Source organism: Caballeronia sp. ATUFL_F1_KS39, from assembly GCF_023630985.1.
Lineage (GTDB): Bacteria > Pseudomonadota > Gammaproteobacteria > Burkholderiales > Burkholderiaceae > Caballeronia > Caballeronia zhejiangensis.
On sequence record NZ_JALQDZ010000004.1, the window covers coordinates 184,302 to 209,066 of the forward strand.

Consider the following 24,765-nt stretch of genomic DNA (forward strand, 5'->3'; position numbering starts at 1 on the left):
TATGTGGCGCATAAACAAGAATTGCAGTTTTGAGGACGCAAAACGTCTGATCGACGAAGCAGGAATCGTGTCGTTCGACGTGTTCGATACGCTCATTCATCGTCTGGTTGCAAGACCTGCTGACGTTTTCGACTGGGTGGCGGCTCAATTGCGGCACGATGAGTACACTGAATTGGATTACGGGATGGTCGACTCGTTTCCGGCGAATCGACTTCTCGCAGAAATTCAGACGCGCGAGAAGTACTACAGGCTCCGCAACTCCTACGAAGTGACTTACGACGAGATCTATGAAGAGTTGGCATCGCAACTGGGAGCGGATCGCCTGGTTGACCGGTTCAAGGTGGTAGAACTCCAGGTGGAGCGGGCAATCGTCTATTGCAACCCAGTCATGCGGGAGCTAGTGCAATACGCGCAAGCCATTGGCAAGCCCGTGGTGCTTTGCTCCGACATGTATCTCCCGTCGACGGTCATTCTCGAACTCATTCAGGCATGCGGATACGGAAAGATAGAACTGGTGGTGTCCTGCGAGGAGGGAGCCAGCAAGCACGAAGGCTCTCTTTTCGCGATCGCTGCAAAAAGGGCAGGCGGCACGACGCGGGGCATGCTGCACTTCGGTGACAACCTCCACGCAGATGTAGAAATGGCGAAGCGCGCTGGCGTGAAGGGCGTGCATTTCGATTATCTCGCCCGCATCGAGTCCGATTTCTTACGGAATCCGATAGTGTCGTCAGTGGACATGCCGCACACCGCCAGTCTCATCGCCGGCGGGACGCGGGCAGTACTTATGCAGAGAAAGCGCGAGGTGGCGGAGCCATGGTTCGACATCGGCGCACAGGTGTTTGGGCCGTTGTTCCTCGGCTACTTCATCTGGATGATGCATCAGTTGAAGCTGGACAACGTTGACAAGGTTCTGTTCTTCGCGCGTGACAGTTACCTGTTCCATAAGCTGTATGAGCAGTACGCGGAGCAAATGGGTGTCAAAATTCCGAGCGAGTACGTTTACATTTCGCGCGCCGCCACGCTCCTGCCGAGCTTCGTCGATTTTCCGCCCGATCGTGTGTGGCATCTTTTCGGTGGAAAAACGGAGAGAACGGTCAAGCAGCATTTCAAACGTCTGGGGCTCGACGTTTCGCGTAATCGTGCCGCGATAAAGGCGGTCGGCTTCGCAAGCGAAGACGAGCGAGTAGTAGGCGGCGACATGCGAATGCACCGGCTGATCAGTATTCTTCTTTCGCAACTCATGGACGTCGCAGCCGAGCAGCGTGCGCTGGTATCTGCGTACTTGTCGAAGACAGTTATCGGATGCAAGAGAATCGCCGTGTCTGACATTGGCTGGGGAGGAAACATGCAAGGGGGCCTCTCACGTATCCTCCAGACGTCTCGAAGCGACTTCCGTACGTTTGGCTATTATTTCGGGACTTTCGAATCGGTGAGAATCAATCAGCTACCGAGTGACGCCTACTTCGGTTTCATGGTTCAGAACAGCGATCCCCGTCACGAAACGGAGCTTTTGCAAGCGGGGGGCGTCGAAATTCTGGAGTTTGCGACGGTAGCACCGCACGGCACGACATTGGGATACCGTCGTGAAGGAGAGGAGATCGTTCCCATACTCGAGGAGAACAACGAAGACATCGCCGTGCAAAAGCTTGCGGCGGAGGTTCAAGCTGGCGCGCTCGAATATGTGCATACGGTCTTGCCGACGATCCTGGCTTTCGGCTACGAGAAATTCATCTCGCCGGCATGGGCGCAGCCGTTCAGCCGACTGGTCGAGCGTCCGAGCAAGAGCGAGGCGGCGTTATTCGGCGCGCTCACGCACTCGGATTCTGCAGGCGACACCAGCGCACGAACGAGCCTCGCCGAACGGCTTGACGTCAAAAATGGCCGGCCGAGCAACGAGGAAATCGCGCTCAGCAGAGCTCGCTCTTTCTGGAAGGCTGGTTTTGATGTATTGAATGCGCTAACTTAAAACAAGTAGCTGGATTGCTGAGAGGAAGAAGCGCCGCAAATGGCTCGCGCACGACGCGAGGACGCATTGCACGCTTCGTTCAAGTCCCATCGAAAATAACGAAGCATCAGACCGGCAAATCGTATGACGCATTTCGTCCTGTTCGTTCCACTCGTCGCTCCGGTGGAAGGAACTGCTCATTACTATTGGGTAATCCTGAAATGGCTTCACGCGTTCAGAGCAAAGCAGTCGACCATTCTTTTACCGCGGTACTACTTGAATATCGAATCCGACCTTTCTCGTTGGGAACTGTCGGACTGGTCAAAGCAGTTTCACGAGTATAACGTGGGGAATTTGGATTCTGAAAGGGTCCGGCTGGTTTGCTATGAAGACGGTTTGACGGACTGGTCACTTGACAAAGCACCGCTTGAGCGGTTCATCTCTTACGTGACACGAGACTTTTCGGAATTGCATCGATATTTCGCAGACGCCTTTTCGCGCTTGAAAGCGCTGCATCAAGAAGTTGTCGCGGTCACATGGCTCAATTGTCCGTCAATGCGACGCGCGGCCCAAGAGTCCGGTTGCGCGCTTGTTTTCAATGAGATCGGACCACTGCGAAAACCGTATTACGCACAATGCGCCTACTGGGACACGAGCGGAGTCAACGGAGATACTGAAGTCGGCATCCGGTGGCAGCGCGAGAAAGCCGCATTTCGCGATTGGGTCGGCGATCGAGGTGACGCCGCGATTTCCGAGACTCTCGAATCGGTACTGATCTCGGATGCAGCGCGCGAGATGTATCGTTCTTCGGAAGGCTCGCATACGATCGGCGTCGCGCTGCAGGTGGAAACGGACTCTAACGCGCTCGCCTTCAGCAAAGGATGGAACAATCTCTCGCTGCTCGAATTCGCGTCGAGATCAACCTCCGAACACACTCCGCTTGTCCGATATCATCCGAACGGAAAGGCGCTTTATCCCGGCAAGGTCGACCTGGGAAGCTCGCCATTGAAATTCCTTGGCGCGATTCAGGAATTATGGACCATCAATTCGAGCCTCGGGATCGAGGCGGTACTGTGGCGCAAAAAGGTTCGATTCTTCGGTAGCACCCCTATTCAGACTTTTTTCGACGAGTCCGGCGAGTCGTCACGGTTATTTCGGATATGGTTCTTCCTGACTTATTTGATACCGTATTCGCTGTTGTTTTCGTCTAAATACTACTTATGGCGGTTATCGAACCCTTCAGTTGCGGACATCGCAGAAAAGCACTTCGTTTCGTTTCAGAATCAACGGCGCGGTGAACGGCTCGTGGGCAAAAAGCCAGTTCCGGAAACTAGCGGCCGAACGCTGGAGGTTGATGCTCCAAATAAACTCCTTGATGAGCTCTTCAATCTGAGACGTCAGTGCGCTGAGCAAAATACCAGTATCTCACAACTGCAAACGTTCATTCTCGACCGTGATCGCTGGATAAGCGATAGGGACGGCTGGATCAAAGAGCGTGATCAGTGGATCGAGGAGCGAGACGCCAGAATTCGGGTGCTGGAAACCTGCGGCATCGAGCACAACGCAAGTTCGGAAAGACCGGATGGCCGAAGCGCTGCCGAGGAACTCGCGCTGAATGACCGCAACGTTGCGCTTGATCGGCTGTCGGCAGAAGCCGAAGTGTTACGGCTGGAGTTGGCGGAGTCGAAGGAAGCGCGGGAAATTGAAAAGCAAGAACACGAGCGTTTAAGGGAGGAATTTGCAAACATCAACGCGCAGAAAGCAACGGAAGTCGCGTTGCGCGAGAAAGCAGAAAGCGATGCGGTGATGTTGAGTAGCAGGCTGGCGGCGCTAGAATTGCGCCATGACCGACTGCTTCATGCCGCGCGCATCGTAGCGTCATATCTGCAAAGTAGATTGGTCACAACCAGATGGCGCACCCGCCACCTTGTCGCGATGCTAAAACTTTGCGATTGACAGGGCCTGCGCCGCGCCGCCAATTAGGCGCGGCGCCAGCATCAAAACTCGACGACGACGAAATCGGCCTTGCCCACGTCGCACAGCGGGCAGCGCCAGTCGGCGGGGATGTCGTCGAAACGGGTTCCGGCAGCGATGCCATCGTCCGGCAGACCTTCTTCCTCGTTGTAGATCCAGCCGCAAATCAGGCAGACCCAGCTTTTGAATTCGATGACTTCGCTCACGACAGACTCTTGATTCGAAAGAAATAAACGGACCGCGTGCGTTCGAAGACGATGCGCGGCGCAGCGAGCCGGCATCTTACCGTAATCGGCGCGATCGTTCCCCGATCGCCGTAGGCAGGATGGTCCCGATTCCGGCGTGCCGAAAGCCCGGTGTATGCTTTTCGAGGCTCCGGCGCCGACTCGCGCCATCGACCGGTTTCACAACGTGGAGAAAACGATGAAGAAAAAGCTCTTGGGCGCGATGCTGACGGGCGCGGTCCTGCTCACCCAGTACGCCGGCGCGGCGCATGCGCAGGCGCGCGTCTATTTCGTCGAACCGAAGGATGGCGCGACCGTCACGAGCCCCGTGCACGTCAGATTCGGCGTCGACGGCATGTCGGTCGCTCCGGCGGGCACGATGACCGATGGAACCGGCCATCACCACCTGCTGATCGATAGCAAGCCGCTGCCCAAAGGCACCGTGATTCCCGCGAACGACACGTCGCTGCACTTCGGCAAGGGCCAGACCGAAGCCGACGTGAAGCTGCCGCCCGGCGATCACACGCTGACAATGCAGTTCGGCGACGGCGCGCACCGCTCGTACGGCCCCGAAATGAGCCAGACGATCAAGGTGCACGTGCAGTAAGTTGTTTCGGCACGACGCGAGGAAAGGCCGCCACGGAGCGCATCCGGGCGGCCTTTCGCGCTTGCTGGCGCTGCGCGCCTCGTCCGTTCGGCCAATGGCGGAGGCAGCGTGCGTGATCGCGCGCCGCGCCCGGTACAATGGCCGCTTCCATCGGTTGCTCGCGTGTTCGGCGCCGATTCTTCGCCATTCATCCGGTTTTCCCATGTCGCTTTATTCCATCTCGGACGCGCAGCTCGCGTTCGGCCACGTCGCATTGCTCGACCACGCCGACTTCTCGCTCGAAGCGGGCGAGCGTGTCGGGCTGATCGGCCGCAACGGCGCGGGCAAGTCGTCGCTTCTCAAGATCGTCGCGGGGCTCGCCGCGCCCGACGACGGGCTCGTCACGCGTCAGAGCGAGCTCACGACCGTCTACGTGCCGCAGGAACCCGAGTTCGATCTCGACGCATCCGTGTTCGATGTCGTCGCGTCCGGCCTCACCGAAGCGCGCGCGTTGCTCGACGAGTACGACGCCGTCGCGCACGCGCTCGCCGATACGCCCGAAGGCGCGAAGCACGACGAGCTGCTCGCGCGCATGAACGCGCTGCAGTCGGCGCTCGATACCCGCGACGCGTGGAACTGGCGCACGCGCGTCGCGACGACACTCGCGCAGATCGGTCTCGATGGCGATGCCCGCGCAGGCGATCTGTCCGGCGGCATGAAAAAGCGCGTGGCGCTGGCGCGCGCGCTCGTCGTTCAGCCCGACGTGCTGCTGCTCGACGAGCCGACCAACCACCTCGACTTCGACGGCATCCGCTGGCTGGAGGATCTGCTCGTCACGTTGCGCACGGGCCTGCTCTTCATCACGCACGATCGCGCGTTTCTGGATCGCGTGGCGACGCGCATCGTCGAACTGGATCGCGGTCGGTTGCTGTCGTATCCCGGCAATTTCAGCGCGTATCAGACGAGGAAGGCGCAACAGCTCGAAGTCGAGCAGATCGAACAGGCGAAGTTCGACAAGCTGCTCGCGCAGGAAGAAGTGTGGATCCGCAAAGGCGTCGAGGCGCGGCGCACGCGCAGCGTCGGACGCATCGCACGGCTCGTCGAAATGCGCAAGGAACGCGCCGAGCGCCGCAACGTGCAGGGCAATGTCAGGCTCGATGTCGGGCAGGGCGAGAAGTCCGGCAAGATCGTCGCTGAACTGACCGATGTGACCAAACGCTACGGCGAACGCACGATCGTCGACCGGTTCACGGCAACTGTCATGCGCGGCGACAAGATCGGTCTCGTCGGCCCGAACGGCGCGGGCAAGACCACGCTGCTCAAGCTCATCCTCGGCGAACTGCAGCCCGACGAAGGCCGCGTGCGGACCGGCACCAACATTCAGGTCGCGTATTTCGATCAGATGCGCGCACAGCTCGATCTCGACAAATCGCTTGCCGACACCATCAGTCCCGGCAGCGAATGGGTCGAAGTGAACGGCGTGAAGAAGCACGTCATGAGCTATCTCGGCGACTTCCTGTTCGCGCCCGAACGCGCGCGCTCGCCGGTGCAGTCGCTCTCCGGCGGCGAGCGCAATCGCCTGCTGCTCGCGCGCCTTTTCGCGCGGCCGGCGAACGTGCTGGTGCTCGACGAGCCGACCAACGATCTCGACATCCCGACGCTCGAACTGCTCGAAGAACTGCTGGCGGATTACGACGGCACCGTGTTGCTCGTGAGCCACGACCGCGCGTTCCTCGACAACGTCGTGACGTCGGTGTTCGCCGCGGAAGGCGGCGGCAAGTGGCGCGAATATGTCGGCGGTTTCTCCGACTGGCAGGTTCAGCGCGAACGTTCGGAGCGCATTGCCGAAGAAGCGGCGCGTCAGACCGCGAAGGACACGCCGAAAGACGATGCGCCGAAAGACAGCGCCGCCGGCCGCAATGCGCAGCGCACGGTGAAGCTGTCGTTCAAGGAACAGCGCGAACTCGAAGCGCTGCCGGGGCGCATCGCCGAACTCGAAGACGAGCAGAAGGTTATCGGCGCGCAACTCGAAGACGGCTCGATCTTCGCGAAGGACGCGAAGGAAGGCGCGCGTCTTTCCGAGCGACACGCGGCGATCGAAGAGGAGTTGCTCGTCGCCCTCGAGCGCTGGGAAGAGCTCGAAGCGAAGCGCAAATAGCGGCTCGCGCCCGCTGTGCGTGTGCTGAACGCATGTACGCGAACGAAGCGCGTTTTATCGCGCCGAGGTGGGCGCGGCGGGCGAAAACCGCTATTCTCCTAGCGCGGCTCGGATCGGCGGGCGTTTTTTTGCCTCGCTTTCAACGCATCCGGCCAGGCACAACATCAAGCATTTGCCGGCAGATCGGGCGTCATGTCGTGACATTCCGTCAGGCGTTCGAGAGCCGGATCAACGTTCAACTATGTCCACGAAAAAATCCAGCGCAATGGCGACAGGCACTGAACGAGGCAAGCGCCAGGTCATGAACGCCAAGGCAGCCGGCTACAGCGAAGCATCGATCAAGGTGCTCAAGGGCCTGGAGCCGGTCAAGCAGCGGCCCGGCATGTACACGCGGACCGAGAATCCGCTGCACATCATTCAGGAGGTGATCGACAACGCCTCCGACGAAGCGCTCGGCGGCTTCGGCAAGCAAATCACCGTCACCGTGCATCAGGACAACTCCGTGACCGTCGAGGACGACGGCCGCGGCATTCCTTTCGGGCTGCATCCGGAAGAAGGCGTGCCGGTCGTCGAGATCGTCTATACGCGGCTGCATGCGGGCGGCAAGTTCGATAAGGCCGCGGGCGGCGCCTATACGTTCTCGGGCGGTCTGCACGGCGTCGGCGTCTCGGTGACGAACGCGCTCGCAACCCGTCTCGAAGTCACCGTCTGGCGCGACAACAAGGTCGCGCAGCTTGCGTTTTCCAATGGCGACGTCATCGAAGAACTGACGACGCGCCCAGCCGAACGCGGCGCGAAGAAGAGCGGCACGCGCGTGCGTGCATGGCCGAATCCGAAGTATTTCGACTCGCCGAATCTGCCGCTCGGCGAATTGCAGCGCCTCCTGCGTTCGAAAGCCGTGCTGTTGCCGGGTGTCGAAGTGGTGCTCGTCATCGAGAAAACGGGCGAGCGTCAGACGTGGAAATACGAAGACGGTCTACGCGGTTATCTGCTCGAAGGCATGGGCGGCAGCGAACTGCTGATTCCGTTGTTCGAAGGCGAACGCTACGCGGAAAGCTCGAAGAACACCGAGGAAACCTTCGCGGAAGGCGAGGGCGCGTCGTGGGTCGTCGCGTGGACCGAGGAAGGCCCGCTGCTGCGCGAATCGTATGTCAACCTCATTCCGACGCCCGCGGGCGGCACGCATGAATCCGGTTTGCGCGACGGTCTCTTTCAGGCGGTGAAGAACTTCGTCGAGATTCACAATCTCCAGCCGAAGGGCGTCAAGCTGCTCGCGGAAGACGTGTTCGCGCGCGTGTCGTTCGTGCTGTCGGCGAAGGTGCTCGATCCGCAGTTCCAGGGGCAGATCAAGGAACGCCTCAATAGCCGCGATGCCGTGAAGCTCGTGTCGTCGTTCTCGCGGCCGGCGCTGGAGTTGTGGCTGAATCAGCACGTCGAATACGGCAAGAAGCTCGCGGAGCTCGTGATTCGCCAGGCGCAGGCGCGCACGCGCGCGGGCCAGAAGATCGAGAAGAAGAAGAGTTCGGGCGTCGCCGTGTTGCCGGGCAAGCTCACCGATTGCGAATCGACGGATATCTCCCGCAACGAACTCTTTCTCGTCGAGGGCGATTCGGCGGGCGGCTCCGCGAAAATGGGCCGCGACAAGGAGTTCCAGGCGATTCTCCCGTTGCGCGGCAAGGTGCTGAATACGTGGGAAACGGAACGCGACCGGCTCTTCGCGAACAACGAAGTGCATGACATCGCGGTGGCGATCGGCGTCGATCCGCACGGTCCCGACGATCAGATCGATCTGTCGAATCTGCGCTACGGCAAGATCTGCATTCTCTCCGATGCGGACGTCGACGGCGCGCACATTCAGGTTCTGCTGCTCACGCTCTTCTTCAAGCATTTCCCGCAACTGATCGAGCGCGGCCATGTGTGCGTCGCGCGTCCGCCGTTGTTCCGAGTCGATGCGCCCGCGCGCGGCAAGAAGCCCGCGCAGAAGCTCTACGCGCTCGACGAAGGCGAACTCGAAGCGATCCTCGACAAGCTGCGCAAGGACGGCGTGCGCGAAACGGCGTGGACCATCAGCCGCTTCAAGGGCCTCGGCGAAATGAGCGCCGAACAGCTCTGGGACACGACGATGAACCCGGACACGCGCCGTCTTCTGCCGGTCGCGCTCGGCGATCTCGGCTTCGATCTCACCGTTTCGCGCATGACGATGCTGATGGGCAAGGGCGAAGCGGCCTCGCGCCGAAGCTGGCTCGAAGAAAAGGGCAACGAAGTCGAAGCGGACATCTGACGCGAACGCATTAACACGGACATTCGATGGGAATCACAGACGATCTCTTCGCCGAACAGACTGCACCGGACGGCGAACAACTGACGCTCGGCGATTACGCCGAACGTGCTTATCTCGACTACGCGGTGAGCGTGGTGAAGGGCCGCGCGCTGCCCGACGTGTGCGATGGACAGAAGCCCGTGCAGCGCCGCATTCTCTACGCGATGAGCGAGATGGGCCTCGCGGCCAACGCCAAGCCGGTGAAGTCGGCGCGCGTGGTCGGCGACGTGCTGGGTAAATATCACCCGCACGGCGATCAATCGGCGTACGACGCGCTGGTGCGTCTCGCGCAGGACTTTTCGATGCGCTATCCGCTCATCGACGGCCAGGGCAATTTCGGCTCGCGCGACGGCGACGGCGCAGCGGCCATGCGATACACCGAAGCGCGTCTGACGCCGATCGCGCGTTTGCTGCTCGATGAAATCGATCAGGGCACGGTCGATTTCATGCCGAACTACGACGGCTCGTTCGAAGAGCCGAAGCTATTGCCCGCGCGCTTGCCGTTCCTGTTGCTGAACGGCGCATCGGGCATCGCGGTCGGGCTGGCGACGGAAATTCCGTCGCACAATCTGCGCGAAGTCGCGCAAGCCGCTGTCGCGATGATCCGCGATCCGAAGATCGGCCACGCGGGCTTGATGGAGAAACTGCCCGGACCGGATTTCCCCGGCGGCGGGCAAATCATTTCATCGCCGACGGAAATCTCGACGGCCTACGAAACCGGACGCGGCAGCCTGAAGGTGCGTGCGCGCTGGAAGATCGAGGATCTCGCGCGCGGCCAGTGGCAGGTCGTCATCACGGAATTGCCGCCGGGCGTGTCGAGCCAGAAAGTGCTCGAGGAAATCGAGGAACTCACGAATCCGAAGATCAAGCTCGGCAAGAAGACGCTCACGCCCGAGCAGGTGCAGACCAAGCAGTCGATGCTCGCGCTGCTCGACGCCGTGCGCGACGAGTCGGGCAAGGACGCGCCCGTGCGGCTCGTGTTCGAGCCGAAGTCGAGCCGTATCGATCAGACCGAGTTCGTCAACACGCTGCTCGCGTACACGAGCCTCGAATCGAACGCGTCGATCAACCTCGTGATGATCGGCTCGGATGGCCGGCCGCGTCAGAAGGGCATCGTCGAGATCCTGCACGAGTGGATCGGCTTTCGCTTCGTCACGGTGACGCGGCGCACGCAGCATCGTTTGGGCAAGGTCAACGACCGCATCCATATTCTCGAAGGACGAATGATCGTCTTCCTGAATATCGATGAAGTCATCCGCATCATCCGCGAGTCGGAGGAACCGAAGCAGGCGCTGATCGCGCGCTTCAATCTCTCCGACCGGCAGGCCGAAGACATTCTCGAAATCCGCCTGCGTCAGTTGGCGCGGCTGGAGGCGATCAAGATCGAACAAGAGTTGTCCGACTTGCGCGACGAAAAGACGAAGCTCGAAGAACTGCTCAACAGCGACGCCGCGATGAAGCGCGTGCTGATCAAGGAAATCGAAGCGGACGCGAAGCAGTACGGCGACGATCGCCGCACGCTGATTCAGCAGGAGAAGCGCGCGACGTTCGAGGCGCGTGTCGTCGACGAACCGGTGACGGTGGTCGTGTCGCAGAAGGGCTGGGTGCGCGCGCTGAAGGGCCACGGGCTCGATCCGGCGGGCTTCACGTTCAAGCAGGGCGACGGGCTGTACGCCGCGTTCCAGGCGCGCACGCCGGATTCGCTCGTCGCGTGGGGCAGCAAGGGTCGCGTGTATTCGGTGCCGGTTTCGGCGTTGCCGGGCGGACGCGGCGATGGCGTGCCGGTGACGTCGCTGATCGAGCTCGAATCGGGCACGCATCTGCTGCATTACTTCGCGGCGAATGCTGAACAACAACTGCTGCTGGCATCGAGTAACGGCTTCGGCTTCATCGCGAAGCTCGGCGACATGGTGAGCCGCCAGAAGGCCGGCAAGGCGTTCATGACGATCGATGAAGGCGCGGCACCGCTCGCGCCGATGCCCGTCATTCCGGGCGCAATCTATGTCGCGTGCTTGTCGAGCGCAGGCAAACTGCTCGTCTTCGGCATGGACGAGATGAAGACGTTGTCGGGCGGCGGTCGCGGCGTCATTCTGATGGGCCTCGATCCGAAGGAAACGCTGCGCCAGGCGCTCGCCATCGATGCGCGCGGCGTGATGATGATCGGCACCGGGCGCGGCGGGAAGGTGAGGGACGAGAAGCTCAGCGGATCGCAGTTGCAACTGCATCTCGGCAAGCGATCGAGAAAGGGAAGGGCGCCGGATTCGTCGTTGAAGGTGACGGAGCTGCGGCCGGTGTTCGAGGGGTGATGTTTCAATGGGGCGCCGCGCGCGCTCCATGACAGCATGAAGCCCGCTCAGTGCGGGCTTTTTATCGTCTGTCGTTCGCGAGATTCAGACATCAATCATTTCAACGCTTCTTGGCATCAGTCAGCCCAAGCTCTCGCAGCTGATGCGTGGCCAGTTTCGCGGGCTCGGCGAGGCGAAGATGCTCGAACTGCTCGCGCGCCTTGGTCGCAATGTGCAGATCGTCGTCGGTCCACCGCGGCGCTCGGCGAAGCCGGGGCGGGAAAGCTGCCCGGCGGCCGATATCCGTCACTAAGGCAAGCCTCGGACTGGCATGAGGCATCGGCAAAACATATCCCATTCGCGCGATCCTTAGGGTCACGAATAATCTGATTCTTTCGCGTGCCACGCTGTCATCGTCGAACAAAATCGGCCGGGCGGGGAACTCCACACTCCGCGCGTATTCCTATGCCTTGTGCCTGCACGTACTCAACAACTCAAATCAGCCCCGGAATACACAATGAACAAAGCCATCGAAGCGGCGCTCTTTCTGCATTTGCTCGGCGTCGCCGTTTGGATAGGCGGAATGATCTTCGCGCATTTCTGCCTGCGTCCCGCGCTCGGCGATCTCACGCCGCAACTGCGTCTTCCGCTTTGGGAGTCGGTATTCGCGCGCTTCTTCAACTGGGTGGGCGCCTCGGTGATCGTCATCCTGCTCACCGGCGGTTTCCTGCTCATGCAATTCGGCGGCGGTCATGCGGCGTGGCCGCTGCACGCGATGGCCGGTCTCGGCATCGTGATGATGCTGATCTTCGGTCACATCCGCTTCGCCGTTTTTCCGCGCATCCGCCGCGCGGTGCAGGCGCAGAACTGGCCCGATGGCGCGAGGGCGGTCGGCACCGTGAGAAGGCTCGTCGTGATCAATCTCGTGCTGGGCGTCGTGACGATCGGCACGGCGGTTCTTTCGCGCGGCTTCTGATTCGACCCGTCGCTTAAACGCCGCGCTCGTCGCTGAGCGCGGTGCTCGATTCGTGGCCGGCGTCCTTGCGCGATCGCGGGGCGTGTCCGCGCGGCCATCCGCATACGCCGAAACGGTCGAGCAGCGCCTGCACGCCATCCGCCGGCACCGGGCGAGAGAACAGGAAGCCTTGCGCTTCCACCGGCCCGAGCGCGGCGAGCCACGCAATCTGCTCCTCGCGCTCCGTGCCTTCGACAATCACCGTCAACCCGAGCGAGCGCGCCAGATTGACGATCGCCGACACCATCACGCAGACGCTGCGATCTTCCGGAATCGCCTGGATGAACGAGCGATCCACCTTCAGCGTATCGACCGAAAAGCGGTTCAGATACGACAGCGACGAATATCCCGTGCCGAAGTCGTCGAGCGCGATACGCACGCCCAGCCGCTTCAGCGCGACGATCTTCTCCTGCACGAGCTCCGGATACTCCACCATCACGGTCTCGGTGATTTCGAGCTCCAGCTTGTCGGGCGGAATGCCGCTCGCCTCGATCGCGCGCGCGACCGTCTCCAGCAAATCGCCGCGCCAGAACTGCACGGCCGAAATGTTCACGGCGAGCGACAGTCCCGTATACCCGTCGCGCTGCCATTGCGCGAGCTCCATGCACGCGGTGTGAATCACGAAATCGCCGACCGCGACGATCAGTCCTGTCGATTCCGCCACCGGAATGAACTCGTTCGCCGGAATGAGCCCGTGCTGCGGATGATTCCAGCGCACGAGCGCCTCGAAACCGGTGATGCAGCGGCGCGTCAGATCGATCTTCGGCTGATAGACGAGGAAAAGCTGCTGCTCCGTCAACGCGACGCGCAGTTGCTGCTCCCACTTCATCAAATGGTCCGCGCGATGCGACAACTGCGGCGAATAGAACTGATAGCAGTTCCGGCCCGCGTCCTTCGCGCTGTACATCGCGAGATCGGCCTTCTTCAGCAGATCGATTTCGCTCTCGTTCGACACGGAAAAGAGCGCGATGCCGATGCTCGCATGCAGCACGAACGCGCTGCCGCGCACGTCGAAGGGCGTGGCGAACATCGTCGAGATGTCGTCGGCGAGCGTGACGGCGCGTTGCTCGACGTCGTCGCCCTTCACGACGACCACGAACTCGTCGCCGCCGATGCGCGACAGCGTGCCGCTTTGCCCGACCGTTTCGGCGAGCCGCGACGCGGTCATCTGCAGGACGATGTCGCCGGCGTTGTGGCCGAGCGTGTCGTTGACGGTCTTGAAGTTGTCGAGATCGATGAAGAGCAGCGCCAGGCGCCCGATGTTTTCCGGCTGCGCCACGTCGAGCCTGAGCGCGCGCAGCGTCGAATACCGGTTGCGCAGGCCGGTGAGCAGGTCGTATTCGACGAGATGCGTCATCTCGCGCTCGCGCCCGAGCAGCTTGCCGATGAGGCCCGTCGCGACCGCGAAGAAGCCGAGCATCGCGAGCGAAATGAAGCTCGCCATCAGCAGATAGACATTGCGCGTGTGGTTGTAGTCGACCATCTCCTCGCGCTCGGACAGGCCGACGAGCACGCCGAGCGGATAGCCGTCGATATGCCGGTACGACACGATGCGCTTCACGTGATCGATCGGATCGACGTAGATGCCCGACGCGTGATCGGTCGTCGGATACACGCCGGTCGCGCTGAACGCGGCGTGCGAGCGATCGGCCGGGCCGCTGCGCGCGCTGCCTTTCGCCGGGGCGCTCGCGGCGGCATTCGCGGCGGCGCTCTCGGCCAGGCTGCCGCCCGTGCTGCGCGCGAGCACGGAGCCGTTGTCCGACACGACCGCGATCACGCCTTCGTGCCCGATCGACGCGACGTTGTAGAAGTCGTTCGTGAAATACGCCGGGTCTTCCGACACGACCACGACGCCCGCGAACGAGCCGTCCGGATGATTGAGCCGCCGCGTGATCTGCAGCGTCCAGAGCCCGGATACCCGCCCGCGCACCGGGCGGCTGATGTAGAGCAGATCGTCGTTCGAATGCGCGTGGACCTTGAAGTGTTCGCGGTCGGAGAGATCGATCGGTTTCGGATGCGGATCGGATGTATTGGCGATCAGCGTCCCGTATTCGTCGATCAGCGAAACCTGCACGAGCGTGTCGCTTTGCACGACGCCTTTTTCGACGGTGGCGATCAGATCGAAGTTGTCGGGCGACTTCTCGTACTCGTATTTGACGAAGCGCGTGATCTGGTCGACCTGGTGAATCGCCTTGATGGTGTGCTGTTCGAGCGCCGACGAAAGAATGGCGGCGGACGACATCGACTCATGCGTGGTCGCTTCGCGCTCGACCGACAGCCGGGCGAAGATCACCGCCCACAGCAGCACCAGCACGAAGGTGCCGAGCACGGGAATCGCGAGAAGCGCGCGCCGACGCCGCGCCGACGGCGCGCCGAGGACGGTGTCGGAAAAGGCGTGGGAGCGCGTGCGCTTCATGGGGTGTCCGTCGGCGCTCTGTCGCGTGGCGCCTTGCGTGCTGCGGACTGCGCGAGGTGGATGAAGCGATGCATGTTCTGAGGCGTTCGACCGAAACGAGTGAATATACCGCGCGCGGCGCACAGCGGATGATCGGCGGATATTTTCTCCGAGACCCGATCCACATCTCGATCCACCTCAGGTCCGCGCGCGACGGCCGTTCGGCGAGCCGTTTGCCGCTGCAGCGCCCGAAGCCCGGCATGAGCGAGACGGCGAGCATCCGGTGTCGTCGCGTGCATACGTTTGCGCTGCGGCGCGAGCGGCTCACCCTCACGACGCCTGTCGCCCGCCGATGTGAACCGCCATTGCGTTCCGATCCCCGATTGTTCAGATATTAACGAAGCCGCCGGGATTAAGAAAGGGGCCGCGCTTGGGGGTATACGCGCGGCGTCGGGCAGCGCGTAGGTCATTGTTTCAGATGCGGAATGTGCCGTCGATCACAGTTACCGAGGCGCCGCCGATCCAGATCGGTGCGCAGTCCGCCCCATCGTCATATTCGATGCTGACGCGGCCATCGCGGCCGAGCGCCGTGCCTTGTCTCACCGTGAAGCGCTGGCCGGGCCGCTGGTCCCGCGCGCGCAGCAGCGTCGCGAGCGCCGCGTTCGCGCTGCCCGTCACCGGATCTTCGATGTTCTCCGCGCCGAGCAGAATCACGCGCAATTCGAACGTCGCGGGTCCGCCGGCTTCGTGCGGCCCATACATGGCGATGCCGTGCGTGCCGACCTCGGCGACGAGCGCCGCGAGCGTTTCGCGCGCCGCGCCTTGCAGCGACGTCGCGAAACACTGCGCCGCGTCCTTCACGCGCACGACGAGCCACGGCACGCCGTTGTCCAAGGCGGCGGGCGGCGAACTGAAATCGATTACGGCGGGCGCGAGTGCGGCGGCGAGGCGCTCGCACTGCGCATCTGAAAGCGGTGCGATGGTGGCGGGCGGCGCGGCGAACGCCCACTCGCCGCCATCGGCATCGCCATTGGTATCGCCGCGTTGCGCGAGCTCCACGAGTCCGACGCCGCATTCCTGCACGAGCCGGCCGGGCGTCTTCGGCGTGTAACCGGCATCGATGAGCGCGTGCGCGCTGCCGAGCGTCGGATGTCCGGCGAACGGCAGTTCGACTGCCGTCGTGAAGATGCGTACGCGGTAGTCGGCGCGCGGATCGTTCGGCGGCAGGAGAAACGCCGTCTCCGACAAATTCGTCCAGCGGGCGATTTCCTGCATGCGCTCGGCCGTGAGGCCTTCGGCGTCGAAGATCACCGCGAGCGGATTGCCCTTGAATGGAACGGCTGTGAAGACATCGACCTGCTTGAACTGGACGGTGCGTGAGGACATGGTTTGGGAATGAGTTCGATGGAAGGGCCATTCTGCCCCCAATACACTCCGGCGCGGTCTGTGAAAGGCCGCGGTCCGCGCTTCACGTTGCGGTCTGGCGCCGGGCGCGAGCGACCAATGCGGCGGCAAGCCGCTTCGTCGGCGTTTCACCTTCGACGGTCGACAATGCGAAGTACGCGATCTCGCTGGCGATCGACTATCACCGATCTGAAGGGCGTCTCCGCCGCGGCATACGATTCGCTGACCTTCCGCGTCGCCGTGGTGCGCCCGATGGGGCTGGACCTCGAGTTCCAGAGCTTCGGCCGTCCGGCAAAGTAAGACTCACATGAAGTGACGTGACGCACGCCCCGTTCTCGCGGTCCGGAGACGGGGCGTTGTCATTGGTGCAGGCGTTGGTTCGCCTCCATGCAGAAGCGAAAGCGCGCCTTACGCGACTTCCGCGATCAGCTCGATCTCGACGCACGCGCCGAGCGGAATCTGCGCGACGCCGAACGCCGAGCGCGCGTGCTTGCCGGCATCGCCGAAGATTTCCGCGATCAGCTCGGACGCGCCGTTCGTGACGATGTGCTGCTCGGTGAAATCGAAGGTCGAGTTGACGAGGCTCATCACCTTGACGATGCGCTTGACCTTGTTCAGATCGCCGACGTGCGCGTGCAGCGTCGCGATCAGGTCGATGGCGACGCTGCGCGCCGCCGCCTTGCCTTCTTCCGTCGTGATGTTGTCGCCGAGCTTGCCGACGTGGACCTTGCCGTCCTTCTTCGCGATGTGTCCGGAGAGATACACCGTGTTGCCGCTCTGCGCGCTCATCACGTAAGCGGCGGCGGGCGCGCCCGCGACGGGCAGGTCGATGCCGAGTTCCTTCAGCTTGTCGTACACGTTCGATGCCATCGGTTGCTCCTCTAAACGTTGAAATCAGATGCTCGCGCGGATCAGCGCGCCGAGCTTCGCGACGCCTTCGTCGATCGTGGCGGGCGGCACCGTCACGAACGAAAGACGCATGGTGTTGTGTTCGGCTTCGTTGGCGAAGAACGGGCCGCCCGGCACGAAGGCCACATTCTGCGCGATCGCCTGTTCGAGCAGCTTCATCGAATCGATGTGTTGCGGCAGCTTCACCCACACGAACATGCCGCCTTCCGGCCGGTTCCATTCGACGCCCGCGGGCATGTGGCGTTCCAGTGCGTCGAGCATCGCGTTGCATTGATCGCGATAGAGCGCGCGGATCTTGGGAACGTGCGTGTCGAGGAAGCCGTCTTTCACCACCTCATAAACGATGCGCTGCGTGAGGCTCGGCGTGTGCAGGTCGGTCGCCTGCTTGGCCTGCACGAGTTTGAAGTGCAACTCCTCGGGCGCGATGATGTAGCCCACGCGCAGGCCCGGCGCCAGCACTTTCGAGAACGAGCCGAGATGCACGATGTGATCGGGCGCCATCGACAGCATCGTGGGCAGCGGCGCGCCCGCGTAGTCCAGCGCGCCGTAGGGATCGTCCTCGATCACCGGGAACGACGCTTTTTGAGCCAGCGCGGCGAGCGCGCGGCGGCGTTCGAGCGGCAGGCGGCGGCCGGTCGGGTTCTGGAAATTCGGCTGCGCGTAGAGCAGGCGCGCGTTCGCGGTGAGCGTGGCGTCGAGCGCTTCGGGGATCAGGCCCGATTCATCGGTCGGCACCTGCACGTAGTGCGGCTCGAATAGCGAGAACGACTGCAGCGCGCCGAGATACGTCGGCGTTTCGACGAGCACGCGGCTGCCCGGATCGACGAGCGTCTTGCCGAGCAGGTCGAGCGCCTGCTGCGAGCCCGTCGTGATGAGCACCTGCGTCGGACGGATATGCGCGCCGTTCACCGAATACCGCTTCGCGATCCACTCGCGCAGTGGCATGTAGCCTTCGGTCGCGCTGTACTGGAGCGCGGCGGCGGGCTGGTCGCGCAGGATGCGTTCGGAGGCGTGGCGCATTTCCTCGACGGGGAACGTCGCCGGCGAGGGCAGGCCGCCCGCGAACGAAATGACTTCCGGCCGCTCCGTGACCTTCAGGATTTCGCGAATCGCCGAACTGGTGAGCTTGCGAGCACGTTCGGAGAGTTGCCACGGCGTGGCGCGGAGATCGGCTTGATTCATGAAATGCCTCGATTGTCTCTGGGGTGATTTCTTATCGCGGAACGTACCGCAAACGTCGATTATCGCGCGAAGGCGTCATCTTGCGTGCGTCGTGCCGGCAGCGACCACGGCCGGCTGCGGCGCGGCGCGCACGGCGGACTTGCGCCCGAGCACGACCGTCACGATGACGGCGGCCGCGTACAGCCACGTCGACCCGCTTACGTGCTCGCCGAAGAAGAGCGCGGAAAACGCCATCGTGAAGAAGATCTGCAGCAGTTGCACTTGCCCGACGCGCGCGATGCCGCCCATCGCGAGTCCGGCGTACCACGCGAAGAAGCCGATGAACTGCGAGAACAGCGTCACGTAGCCGAACGCGAGCCAGGTCTTGAGAGCGAGCGGTTCGGGATGCGTCGCGTGGCTGCCGAACAGTTGCGCCCACGCGAGCCAGCCGACCGGCAGCAGCAGGAACGGCGCCGAGAGCACGAGCGCCCAGCAGATGACCTGCCAGCCGCCCATCTGACGCGCGAGCCGCGCGCCTTCCGCATAACCGAGCGCGCCGATGCCGACCGCGACGAGCATCAGCAGGTCGCCGGCCTGCAGCCCGCCGCCGCCCGCCTGCAACGCGAACGCGACGACGATCCCGCTGCCCGCGATCGCGCTCGCCCAGAACGCCTTCGACGGCCGCTCGTGCGAGAGCCACGCGGCATAGATGGCGACGCACAGCGGCTGCAGGCCGTTCACGACCGCGCCGTGCGACGCGGGCACGGTTTTCATCGCCCACGCGGAAAACACCGGAAACGCGATGATGACGCCCAGCGCGACCACCGCGAGGCTCTTGACCTGCGGCCACGTCGGCAGCTTTTCGCGACGCCACAAAAGCAGCGCGGCGGCGGGAATGGCCGCCACGAGCGCGCGTCCGAGGCCGTTCAGGATCGGATTGACTTCCGCGACGACGATGCGCGTCATCGGCAGCGTCAGGCTGAAAATGACGACGCCGATCAGGCCGAGCAGCATGCCTTCGGTTTCGCGGGTCTTCATTGTGCGGTGTCTCCGTGGTCGGTCATGTCGGGTGAATCCGTTTTCTTCGGGCGACGTGGCTTCGATGCCGCCCGCGCCTCGGCCTGTTCCGCCGATTCGCCGAGCGTGAGCGTCGTGCCATCGGGCAGATCGAACTGCGCGACGAGCACCGGCGCGCCCGCCGTCTCCTCGACGCGCATCAGATGCGCCGCGCCGAGCCACGCGAGCTGCTCCGCCACGGCCCGCGCGCGCGGATGAAACCCCGTCAGCGAACGCAGCGCGATGCCGGTTTCCGCCAGCGCGCCGCTCGGATGACGCGGCGTGTCCCACTGAATCAGCGACGGCAGCACGCCATCGCCGGCGCCCTGCCACGCGGGGAACGCGCCGTCGTCGGGTACGGTCAGGCCCCAGGTATTGCCTGCGCGCGACATCGCCGCGACGGGCGCGATGCGCTCCGGATACTGCTCGCGCCAGCGCGCGAGCGACTTCGGCCGGTCCACGCGCGCGACCCAGTGCACGAGCTGCGGTCCGTGCTCGTCGAGGCGGCGCTGCATCGACGGATCGTCGAGTGCGAAAAGGCGTGGCCGCGCTGCTTCCGCATTCGCCGCCGGATCGATCGCGATCACTTCGAGATACGCGCCGCCCCACAGATTCAGCAACCGGTTATGCGTGCCCATCAGCGGATGCGCGCCGCCGGGCGCGGTTTCCACGCCGAATTTCGCGGCGACGAACTGCGCGCCTTCTTCCAGCGTGCGTGCGGCGATTACGAGGTGATCGAGTTTCAGTCGATGGTCGGTCATGACGGGCAAAGCGATAAAAAGGGCCGATAGCATAGCGCTTCGTTCGCACGCGACGCGCAGCCCGAAAGCAAAATGTAGCCGCTTGCACCGGAACAGTAACGGTACAATCGGCCCCATACTATTCGGTACACTTTTTGACGGCCCAGTCACGCTGCGCGCCGCAGACCGGAGGCCCGCATGTCCGTTCCGCTCGATCAGATTCCCGCCCCGCACGACGCCGCGCAGCTCACGCTCGTCGATCAACTGGTGCAATGGGGGCGCAGGCGCATCGACGAGCGCGTGTTTCGTCCGGGCATGCGGATGCCGTCGATCCGCAAACTCGCGCTGGATAAAGGCGTGTCGCGCTTTACCGTGGTCGAGGCGTACGAGCGGCTCGTCGCGCACGGCTATCTCGATTCGCGGCGCGGCTCCGGTTTTTACGTGCGCGAGCGCATCGCGCCGACGCTCGTCGCGAAGGGCGAGACGCCCGCCGTCGCGGCGGATCGCGAGCCGGTGCAGAACACCATCGACGTGGTCTGGCTGCTGCGCAACATGCTGCATACGTCCAGTCCTGAAAAAGGGCCGGGGCTCGGCTATTTGCCGGGCCGCTGGCTCGACGGCGAATTGATCACCAACGCGCTGCGCTCGCTGTCGCGCCAGAGCGGGGCGCAGATGCTGGGCTTCGGCACGCCGCAAGGGTTTTTGCCGCTGCGCCAGCAGTTGCAGACGCGGCTCGAGGAACTCGAGATCGGCGCGTCGGCGGCGCGGCAGATCGTGCTCGTGTCGGGCATCACGCAGGCGATCGATCTCATTTCTCGTCTCTATGTGAAGCCGGGCGATGCCGTGATCGTCGGCGATCCGGCGTGGTTTCAGATGTTCGGCCGCTTCGCTTCGCAAGGCGCGCGGCTCGTCGGCATGCCGTACACGCCCGACGGCCCCGATCTCGATGCGCTGGAGACGCTCGTCGCGACCTGGCGGCCGAAGATGCTCATCATCAATTCGGTGCTGCAGAATCCGACCGGCACGTCGCTGACGGCGGCGCAGGCGTACCGCATCCTGCAACTCGCGCAGGAATACGACTTCATCGTCGTCGAGGACGATGTCTACGGCGATCTGTGTCCCGCTGGCTTTCCCGCGACGCGCCTCGCATCGCTCGATCAGTTGAAGCGCGTGATCTTCCTCGGCAGCTTTTCGAAGACGCTCGCGGCGAATCTGCGCGTCGGGTATATCGCGGCGGCGCCGGAAGTCGCGAAAGCGCTCGCGGATCAGAAGATGCTCGTCGGCATGACGAGTCCCGAGCTCAACGAGCGCGTCGTCTACAAGGTGTTGACGGAAGGGCATTACCGGCGTCACGTCGAGCGGCTGCGGGCCCGGCTCGACGGCGTGCGCGACAAGACCGCGCGCATGCTGGAAAAAACCGGCCTCAGACTTTTCGCGCCGCCGGCTGCGGCGGGCATGTTCCTGTGGGCGGACGCGGGCATCGATTCCGATGGACTCGCGGCAGCCGGACACGAAGCCGGCTTTCTGCTGACGCCCGGCAGCCTGTTTTCGCCGCATCAGTCTCCGACGACGTGGATGCGCTTCAACATCGCCAATTGCGGCGATCCGGCCTTGCCCGCCTTGCTGTCGAACTATCTGGAAAAGGCCGCGCGGCGCAGCGCCTAGCGGCGCCGTCCGGCAAGCCTTGGCAGATTGCGGCGCGCGGCGGGCGCGCGGATGAACTCCGCGAGCACGGTCTCATAGAGCGCGAGCGCGCCGGGCGTATGCCGGTAGCGATGCTCGTAAAGGCGGTTTTGCCCGTCGCAGAACTTGAGCGCGAAATAATCCGCGAGCAGGTTGCCTTGCGCTTCCATGTTGTAATCGCAGAGGCGCTTGTCATCGGCGAGCGTGTACGCATACCGCAGGCCGATGCGAATCGCGCCGCGCAGCCGCACCGGATAGCCGAGCTGGAATTGCCAGACATGCGTCATCTCGTGGATGAACCACATGCGGTCGGCGATGTCGCAGGCGGAGAAGTCGTCCTGAAAACATCCGCGCGGAAAATAGAGGTTGCCGTTCGGCGCCATCGCCGTGCGGCGCGGCTGCAGGCCGAACGGCAGATAGGCGCGCGCGTGCACGCGCACCCGCGAATAGTCGATGGCGTCGCGGAAGATCGAACGGGCGATGTCGATCTCGCCGGGTGTGAGTGCGCGGGCGGTGCGGTGCATGCAGGCATCATAACGGCGTGCACATCGCTCTTGAAATCGAGCGGCGCGCCCTTATATCGGACGAATTCGGCCAACACGGCCAACGCATCCGCATCAACGAAATCAAAGAGGAACCGACATGGCGCAAGAAACCATGAGCTTTCAGGCAGAAGTGAAGCAGCTTCTGCATCTGATGATCCATTCGCTCTACAGCAACAAGGAAATTTTCCTGCGCGAGCTGATTTCCAACGCATCCGATGCCGCGGACAAGCTGCGCTTCGAAGCCATCGAGAACAGCGCGCTCTACGAGAACGATCCGGATCTGCGCATCCGCGTGTCGTTCGATAAAGCCGCGCGCACGGTCACCATCGACGACAACGGCATCGGCATGAGCCGCGACGAAGCGATTTCGCACCTCGGCACGATCGCACGTTCGGGCACCAAGGAATTCTTCTCGAAGCTCTCCGGCGACCAGCAGAAGGACGCGGCGCTCATCGGGCAGTTCGGCGTCGGCTTCTATTCGGGTTTCATCGTCGCGGACAAGATCACGGTCGAGACGCGCCGCGCCGGTCTTGCGGCGAACGAGGGCGTGCGCTGGACGAGCGCGGGCGAGGGCGATTTCGAAGTCGAGGACATCGAGCGCGCGCAACGCGGCACGACCATCACGCTGCATCTGCGCGCGGACGAGGACGAGTTCCTGTCGACGCATCGTCTGAAGTCGATCATCCAGAAGTATTCGGATCACGTCGCGCTGCCCATCCTGATGAAGAAGGAAGAGTGGGACGCCGAAAAGAGCGAGATGGTCTCGAAGGACGAGGACGAGACCGTCAACCAGGCGAGCGCGCTCTGGACGCGTCCGAAGAACGACATCACGGACGAGCAGTACAAGCAGTTTTATCAGCACGTTTCGCACGATCACGACGAGCCGCTCGCGTGGACGCATAACCGCGTCGAAGGCCGCAGCGAGTACACGCAACTGCTGTACGTACCGAAGCACGCGCCGTTCGATCTGTGGAACCGCGAGCATCGCGGCGGACTGAAGCTCTACGTGAAGCGCGTGTTCATCATGGATGACGCCGAGCAACTGCTGCCCGCGTATCTGCGTTTCGTGAAGGGCGTCGTCGATTCCGCCGATCTGCCGCTCAACGTATCGCGCGAAATCCTGCAGGAAAGCCGCGACGTGAGGGCGATTCGCGAAGGCGTGACCAAGCGCGTGCTGTCGATGCTCGAAGAGCTCGCGACGTCTTCGGCCGAAGCCACCGAAGACGCCGACAAGCAGAAGTACGCCACGTTCTGGAACGAGTTCGGGCAAGTGCTGAAGGAAGGCATCGGCGAGGACTTCAGCAATCGCGAGCGCATCGCGAAGCTGGTGCGTTTCGCATCGACGCACAACGACAGCAACGAGCAGAACGTGTCGCTCGCGGACTACGTTGCGCGCATGAAGCCCGAGCAGACGAAGATCTATTACGTCACCGCCGATAGCTGGCAGGCCGCGAAGAACAGCCCGCATCTCGAAGTGTTCCGCAAGAAGGGCGTCGAAGTGCTGCTGCTGACGGACCGCGTCGACGAGTGGATGCTGTCGTTCCTCAATGAGTTCGATGGCAAGCCGCTGCAGAGCGTCGCGCGCGGCGACCTCGATCTCGGCGCGCTCGACGACGAGGAAAAGCAGCAGCAAGAGAAGGTCGGCGAGGAAATGAAGCCGCTCGTCGAGAAGATGAAGGAAGCGCTCGAAGGCAAGGCGAAGGACGTGCGCCTCACGTTCCGTCTCACCGATTCGCCGAGCTGTCTCGTCGCGGATGAAGGCGACATGAGCGGTTATCTGCAACGCATGCTGAAGGCAGCGGGGCAGAACGCGCCGCAAGCGGAACCGATTCTCGAAGTGAATCCTGAGCATCCGCTGGTGAAGTCGTTGAATGCGGATAACGCCAATTTCGTCGACTGGTGTCATCTGCTGTTCGATCAGGCGTTGCTGGCCGAAGGCGGCGCGCTGGAGGACCCGGCGAGCTTCGTGAAGCGCACGAACGCGTTGTTGCTTGCGCGGTAAGTCCTTGCAGGTGATTTGAATGAACGCGCCGCCGGGGAACCGGCGGCGCGTTTTTTACTTGCTCTTGCGTTCCTTGTTCGACTGAGCGATGAGCGATGCCGCCATCCTTCGGGTCTCTTCCGAATACTTCGGGCTTCTCAATGCTTGCGATGCCTTGTGTTCCATTGCCGCGCCGGTCTGTTTGTTCGTGTGGCGCTGCGCGAGAACCGATCCCGCGAAGCTCTTCGCAATCTTCGATGCGTGCGGATCATGCAATGTCTTTTCGGCGATCTCGGTGACTGCTTTCGACGACTGTTTCTTGTTGATTGTCATAGTCTTGTTTCATTCATTCTTCGTCTGGACGCCGCGCCTCGGTGATGCAGT

The 24,765-nt window shown here is 62.8% G+C and carries 19 protein-coding genes; 10 read left to right on the forward strand and 9 right to left on the reverse strand.

Annotated elements, in window-relative coordinates; genetic code table 11:
• Position 1 precedes the first annotated feature (1 nt).
• Together NCR93_RS04395 and NCR93_RS04400 are read left to right on the forward strand one after the other, a co-directional pair.
• The gene (locus tag NCR93_RS04395; RefSeq protein ID WP_239295191.1) at positions 2-1,966 is read left to right on the forward strand and encodes an HAD family hydrolase; all 1,965 of its coding nucleotides are present in this window, start codon (positions 2-4) and stop codon (positions 1,964-1,966) included.
• 123 nt (positions 1,967-2,089) lie between these two features.
• Positions 2,090-3,901, forward strand: a complete 1,812-nt coding sequence (locus NCR93_RS04400; RefSeq protein WP_250532176.1) for a GT99 family glycosyltransferase N-terminal domain-containing protein — start codon at positions 2,090-2,092, stop codon at positions 3,899-3,901.
• Positions 3,902-3,942: 41 nt separating this feature from the next.
• Here NCR93_RS04400 and NCR93_RS04405 read toward each other — a convergent pair whose 3' ends face one another.
• Positions 3,943-4,125: a rubredoxin gene (locus NCR93_RS04405; RefSeq protein ID WP_008350739.1), complete on the reverse strand. Its 183-nt coding sequence runs from the start codon at positions 4,123-4,125 to the stop codon at positions 3,943-3,945.
• 217 nt (positions 4,126-4,342) lie between these two features.
• On the opposite strand from NCR93_RS04405, the gene NCR93_RS04410 reads away from it, so the two are divergent.
• The 6 genes from NCR93_RS04410 (at position 4,343) to NCR93_RS04435 (ending at position 12,468) form a co-directional block, all read left to right on the forward strand.
• Complete coding sequence (locus NCR93_RS04410; RefSeq protein WP_033536673.1) at positions 4,343-4,750, forward strand: DUF4399 domain-containing protein; 408 nt, start codon at positions 4,343-4,345, stop codon at positions 4,748-4,750.
• Between the two features lie 202 nt (positions 4,751-4,952).
• The gene (locus tag NCR93_RS04415) at positions 4,953-6,887 is read left to right on the forward strand and encodes an ATP-binding cassette domain-containing protein (protein ID WP_175981841.1); all 1,935 of its coding nucleotides are present in this window, start codon (positions 4,953-4,955) and stop codon (positions 6,885-6,887) included.
• A gap of 301 nt (positions 6,888-7,188) precedes the next feature.
• Positions 7,189-9,168: a DNA topoisomerase IV subunit B gene (locus NCR93_RS04420; protein WP_008350734.1), complete on the forward strand. Its 1,980-nt coding sequence runs from the start codon at positions 7,189-7,191 to the stop codon at positions 9,166-9,168.
• A gap of 26 nt (positions 9,169-9,194) precedes the next feature.
• Positions 9,195-11,513 (forward strand): DNA topoisomerase IV subunit A, encoded by a 2,319-nt coding sequence (gene parC / locus NCR93_RS04425; RefSeq protein WP_008350732.1) that lies wholly within the window; start codon positions 9,195-9,197, stop codon positions 11,511-11,513.
• A gap of 97 nt (positions 11,514-11,610) precedes the next feature.
• Complete coding sequence (locus NCR93_RS31895; RefSeq protein ID WP_277621788.1) at positions 11,611-11,805, forward strand: helix-turn-helix domain-containing protein; 195 nt, start codon at positions 11,611-11,613, stop codon at positions 11,803-11,805.
• Positions 11,806-12,009: 204 nt separating this feature from the next.
• Positions 12,010-12,468 (forward strand): CopD family protein, encoded by a 459-nt coding sequence (locus NCR93_RS04435; protein WP_008350729.1) that lies wholly within the window; start codon positions 12,010-12,012, stop codon positions 12,466-12,468.
• Positions 12,469-12,481: 13 nt separating this feature from the next.
• Here NCR93_RS04435 and NCR93_RS04440 read toward each other — a convergent pair whose 3' ends face one another.
• The 6 genes from NCR93_RS04440 to NCR93_RS04465 form a co-directional block, all read right to left on the reverse strand.
• Entirely contained in the window at positions 12,482-14,923 is a 2,442-nt protein-coding gene (locus NCR93_RS04440) for a bifunctional diguanylate cyclase/phosphodiesterase (protein ID WP_034471280.1), read from the reverse strand.
• 453 nt (positions 14,924-15,376) lie between these two features.
• Positions 15,377-16,288, reverse strand: a complete 912-nt coding sequence (locus NCR93_RS04445) for a PhzF family phenazine biosynthesis protein (RefSeq protein ID WP_175981845.1) — start codon at positions 16,286-16,288, stop codon at positions 15,377-15,379.
• A gap of 426 nt (positions 16,289-16,714) precedes the next feature.
• Positions 16,715-17,176 (reverse strand): RidA family protein, encoded by a 462-nt coding sequence (locus tag NCR93_RS04450; RefSeq protein WP_008350722.1) that lies wholly within the window; start codon positions 17,174-17,176, stop codon positions 16,715-16,717.
• A 24-nt stretch (positions 17,177-17,200) separates the two neighbouring features.
• On the reverse strand, positions 17,201-18,397 hold the full coding sequence (locus NCR93_RS04455; RefSeq protein WP_008350720.1) for an aminotransferase-like domain-containing protein: 1,197 nt from the start codon (positions 18,395-18,397) through the stop codon (positions 17,201-17,203).
• A gap of 75 nt (positions 18,398-18,472) precedes the next feature.
• Positions 18,473-19,414, reverse strand: coding sequence for a DMT family transporter (locus NCR93_RS04460; RefSeq protein WP_008350719.1), 942 nt, complete (start codon positions 19,412-19,414; stop codon positions 18,473-18,475).
• Entirely contained in the window at positions 19,411-20,193 is a 783-nt protein-coding gene (locus NCR93_RS04465) for a VOC family protein (protein ID WP_239295189.1), read from the reverse strand. The genes NCR93_RS04460 and NCR93_RS04465 overlap by 4 nt, the downstream gene beginning before the upstream one ends.
• 177 nt (positions 20,194-20,370) lie before the next feature.
• Between NCR93_RS04465 and NCR93_RS04470 the strand changes: the two genes are divergently transcribed.
• Positions 20,371-21,837: an aminotransferase-like domain-containing protein gene (locus NCR93_RS04470; protein ID WP_034471274.1), complete on the forward strand. Its 1,467-nt coding sequence runs from the start codon at positions 20,371-20,373 to the stop codon at positions 21,835-21,837.
• On the opposite strand, the gene NCR93_RS04475 is transcribed toward NCR93_RS04470, so the two are convergent.
• Positions 21,834-22,379 carry a hypothetical protein gene (locus NCR93_RS04475; RefSeq protein WP_034471272.1) on the reverse strand — a complete coding sequence of 182 codons (546 nt, stop codon included), beginning with the start codon at positions 22,377-22,379 and terminating at the stop codon, positions 21,834-21,836. The two genes, NCR93_RS04470 and NCR93_RS04475, sit on opposite strands and share 4 nt — an antisense overlap.
• Positions 22,380-22,497: 118 nt before the next feature.
• Between NCR93_RS04475 and htpG the strand changes: the two genes are divergently transcribed.
• Complete coding sequence (htpG, locus tag NCR93_RS04480; protein WP_175981849.1) at positions 22,498-24,402, forward strand: molecular chaperone HtpG; 1,905 nt, start codon at positions 22,498-22,500, stop codon at positions 24,400-24,402.
• 54 nt (positions 24,403-24,456) lie between these two features.
• Here htpG and NCR93_RS04485 read toward each other — a convergent pair whose 3' ends face one another.
• A complete protein-coding gene (locus NCR93_RS04485) occupies positions 24,457-24,714 on the reverse strand; it encodes a hypothetical protein (RefSeq protein WP_034471270.1) in 258 nt (85 codons plus the stop codon).
• Positions 24,715-24,765 lie beyond the last annotated feature (51 nt).

What these genes read in the sequence shown, in the direction of transcription:
- htpG (WP_175981849.1), top strand. Translation starts at nt 22,498, where the DNA reads ATGGCGCAAGAAACCATGAGCTTTCAGGCAGAAGTGAAGCAGCTTCTG.
- NCR93_RS04470 (WP_034471274.1), top strand. Translation starts at nt 20,371, where the DNA reads ATGTCCGTTCCGCTCGATCAGATTCCCGCCCCGCACGACGCCGCGCAG.
- NCR93_RS04410 (WP_033536673.1), top strand. Translation starts at nt 4,343, where the DNA reads ATGAAGAAAAAGCTCTTGGGCGCGATGCTGACGGGCGCGGTCCTGCTC.
- NCR93_RS04475 (WP_034471272.1), bottom strand. Translation starts at nt 22,379, where the DNA reads ATGCACCGCACCGCCCGCGCACTCACACCCGGCGAGATCGACATCGCC.
- NCR93_RS04400 (WP_250532176.1), top strand. Translation starts at nt 2,090, where the DNA reads ATGACGCATTTCGTCCTGTTCGTTCCACTCGTCGCTCCGGTGGAAGGA.
- NCR93_RS04455 (WP_008350720.1), bottom strand. Translation starts at nt 18,397, where the DNA reads ATGAATCAAGCCGATCTCCGCGCCACGCCGTGGCAACTCTCCGAACGT.
- NCR93_RS04415 (WP_175981841.1), top strand. Translation starts at nt 4,953, where the DNA reads ATGTCGCTTTATTCCATCTCGGACGCGCAGCTCGCGTTCGGCCACGTC.
- NCR93_RS04465 (WP_239295189.1), bottom strand. Translation starts at nt 20,193, where the DNA reads ATGACCGACCATCGACTGAAACTCGATCACCTCGTAATCGCCGCACGC.
- NCR93_RS04445 (WP_175981845.1), bottom strand. Translation starts at nt 16,288, where the DNA reads ATGTCCTCACGCACCGTCCAGTTCAAGCAGGTCGATGTCTTCACAGCC.
- NCR93_RS04440 (WP_034471280.1), bottom strand. Translation starts at nt 14,923, where the DNA reads ATGAAGCGCACGCGCTCCCACGCCTTTTCCGACACCGTCCTCGGCGCG.
- NCR93_RS04460 (WP_008350719.1), bottom strand. Translation starts at nt 19,414, where the DNA reads ATGAAGACCCGCGAAACCGAAGGCATGCTGCTCGGCCTGATCGGCGTC.
- NCR93_RS04435 (WP_008350729.1), top strand. Translation starts at nt 12,010, where the DNA reads ATGAACAAAGCCATCGAAGCGGCGCTCTTTCTGCATTTGCTCGGCGTC.
- NCR93_RS04395 (WP_239295191.1), top strand. Translation starts at nt 2, where the DNA reads ATGTGGCGCATAAACAAGAATTGCAGTTTTGAGGACGCAAAACGTCTG.
- NCR93_RS04420 (WP_008350734.1), top strand. Translation starts at nt 7,189, where the DNA reads ATGAACGCCAAGGCAGCCGGCTACAGCGAAGCATCGATCAAGGTGCTC.
- parC (WP_008350732.1), top strand. Translation starts at nt 9,195, where the DNA reads ATGGGAATCACAGACGATCTCTTCGCCGAACAGACTGCACCGGACGGC.
- NCR93_RS04450 (WP_008350722.1), bottom strand. Translation starts at nt 17,176, where the DNA reads ATGGCATCGAACGTGTACGACAAGCTGAAGGAACTCGGCATCGACCTG.
- NCR93_RS04485 (WP_034471270.1), bottom strand. Translation starts at nt 24,714, where the DNA reads ATGACAATCAACAAGAAACAGTCGTCGAAAGCAGTCACCGAGATCGCC.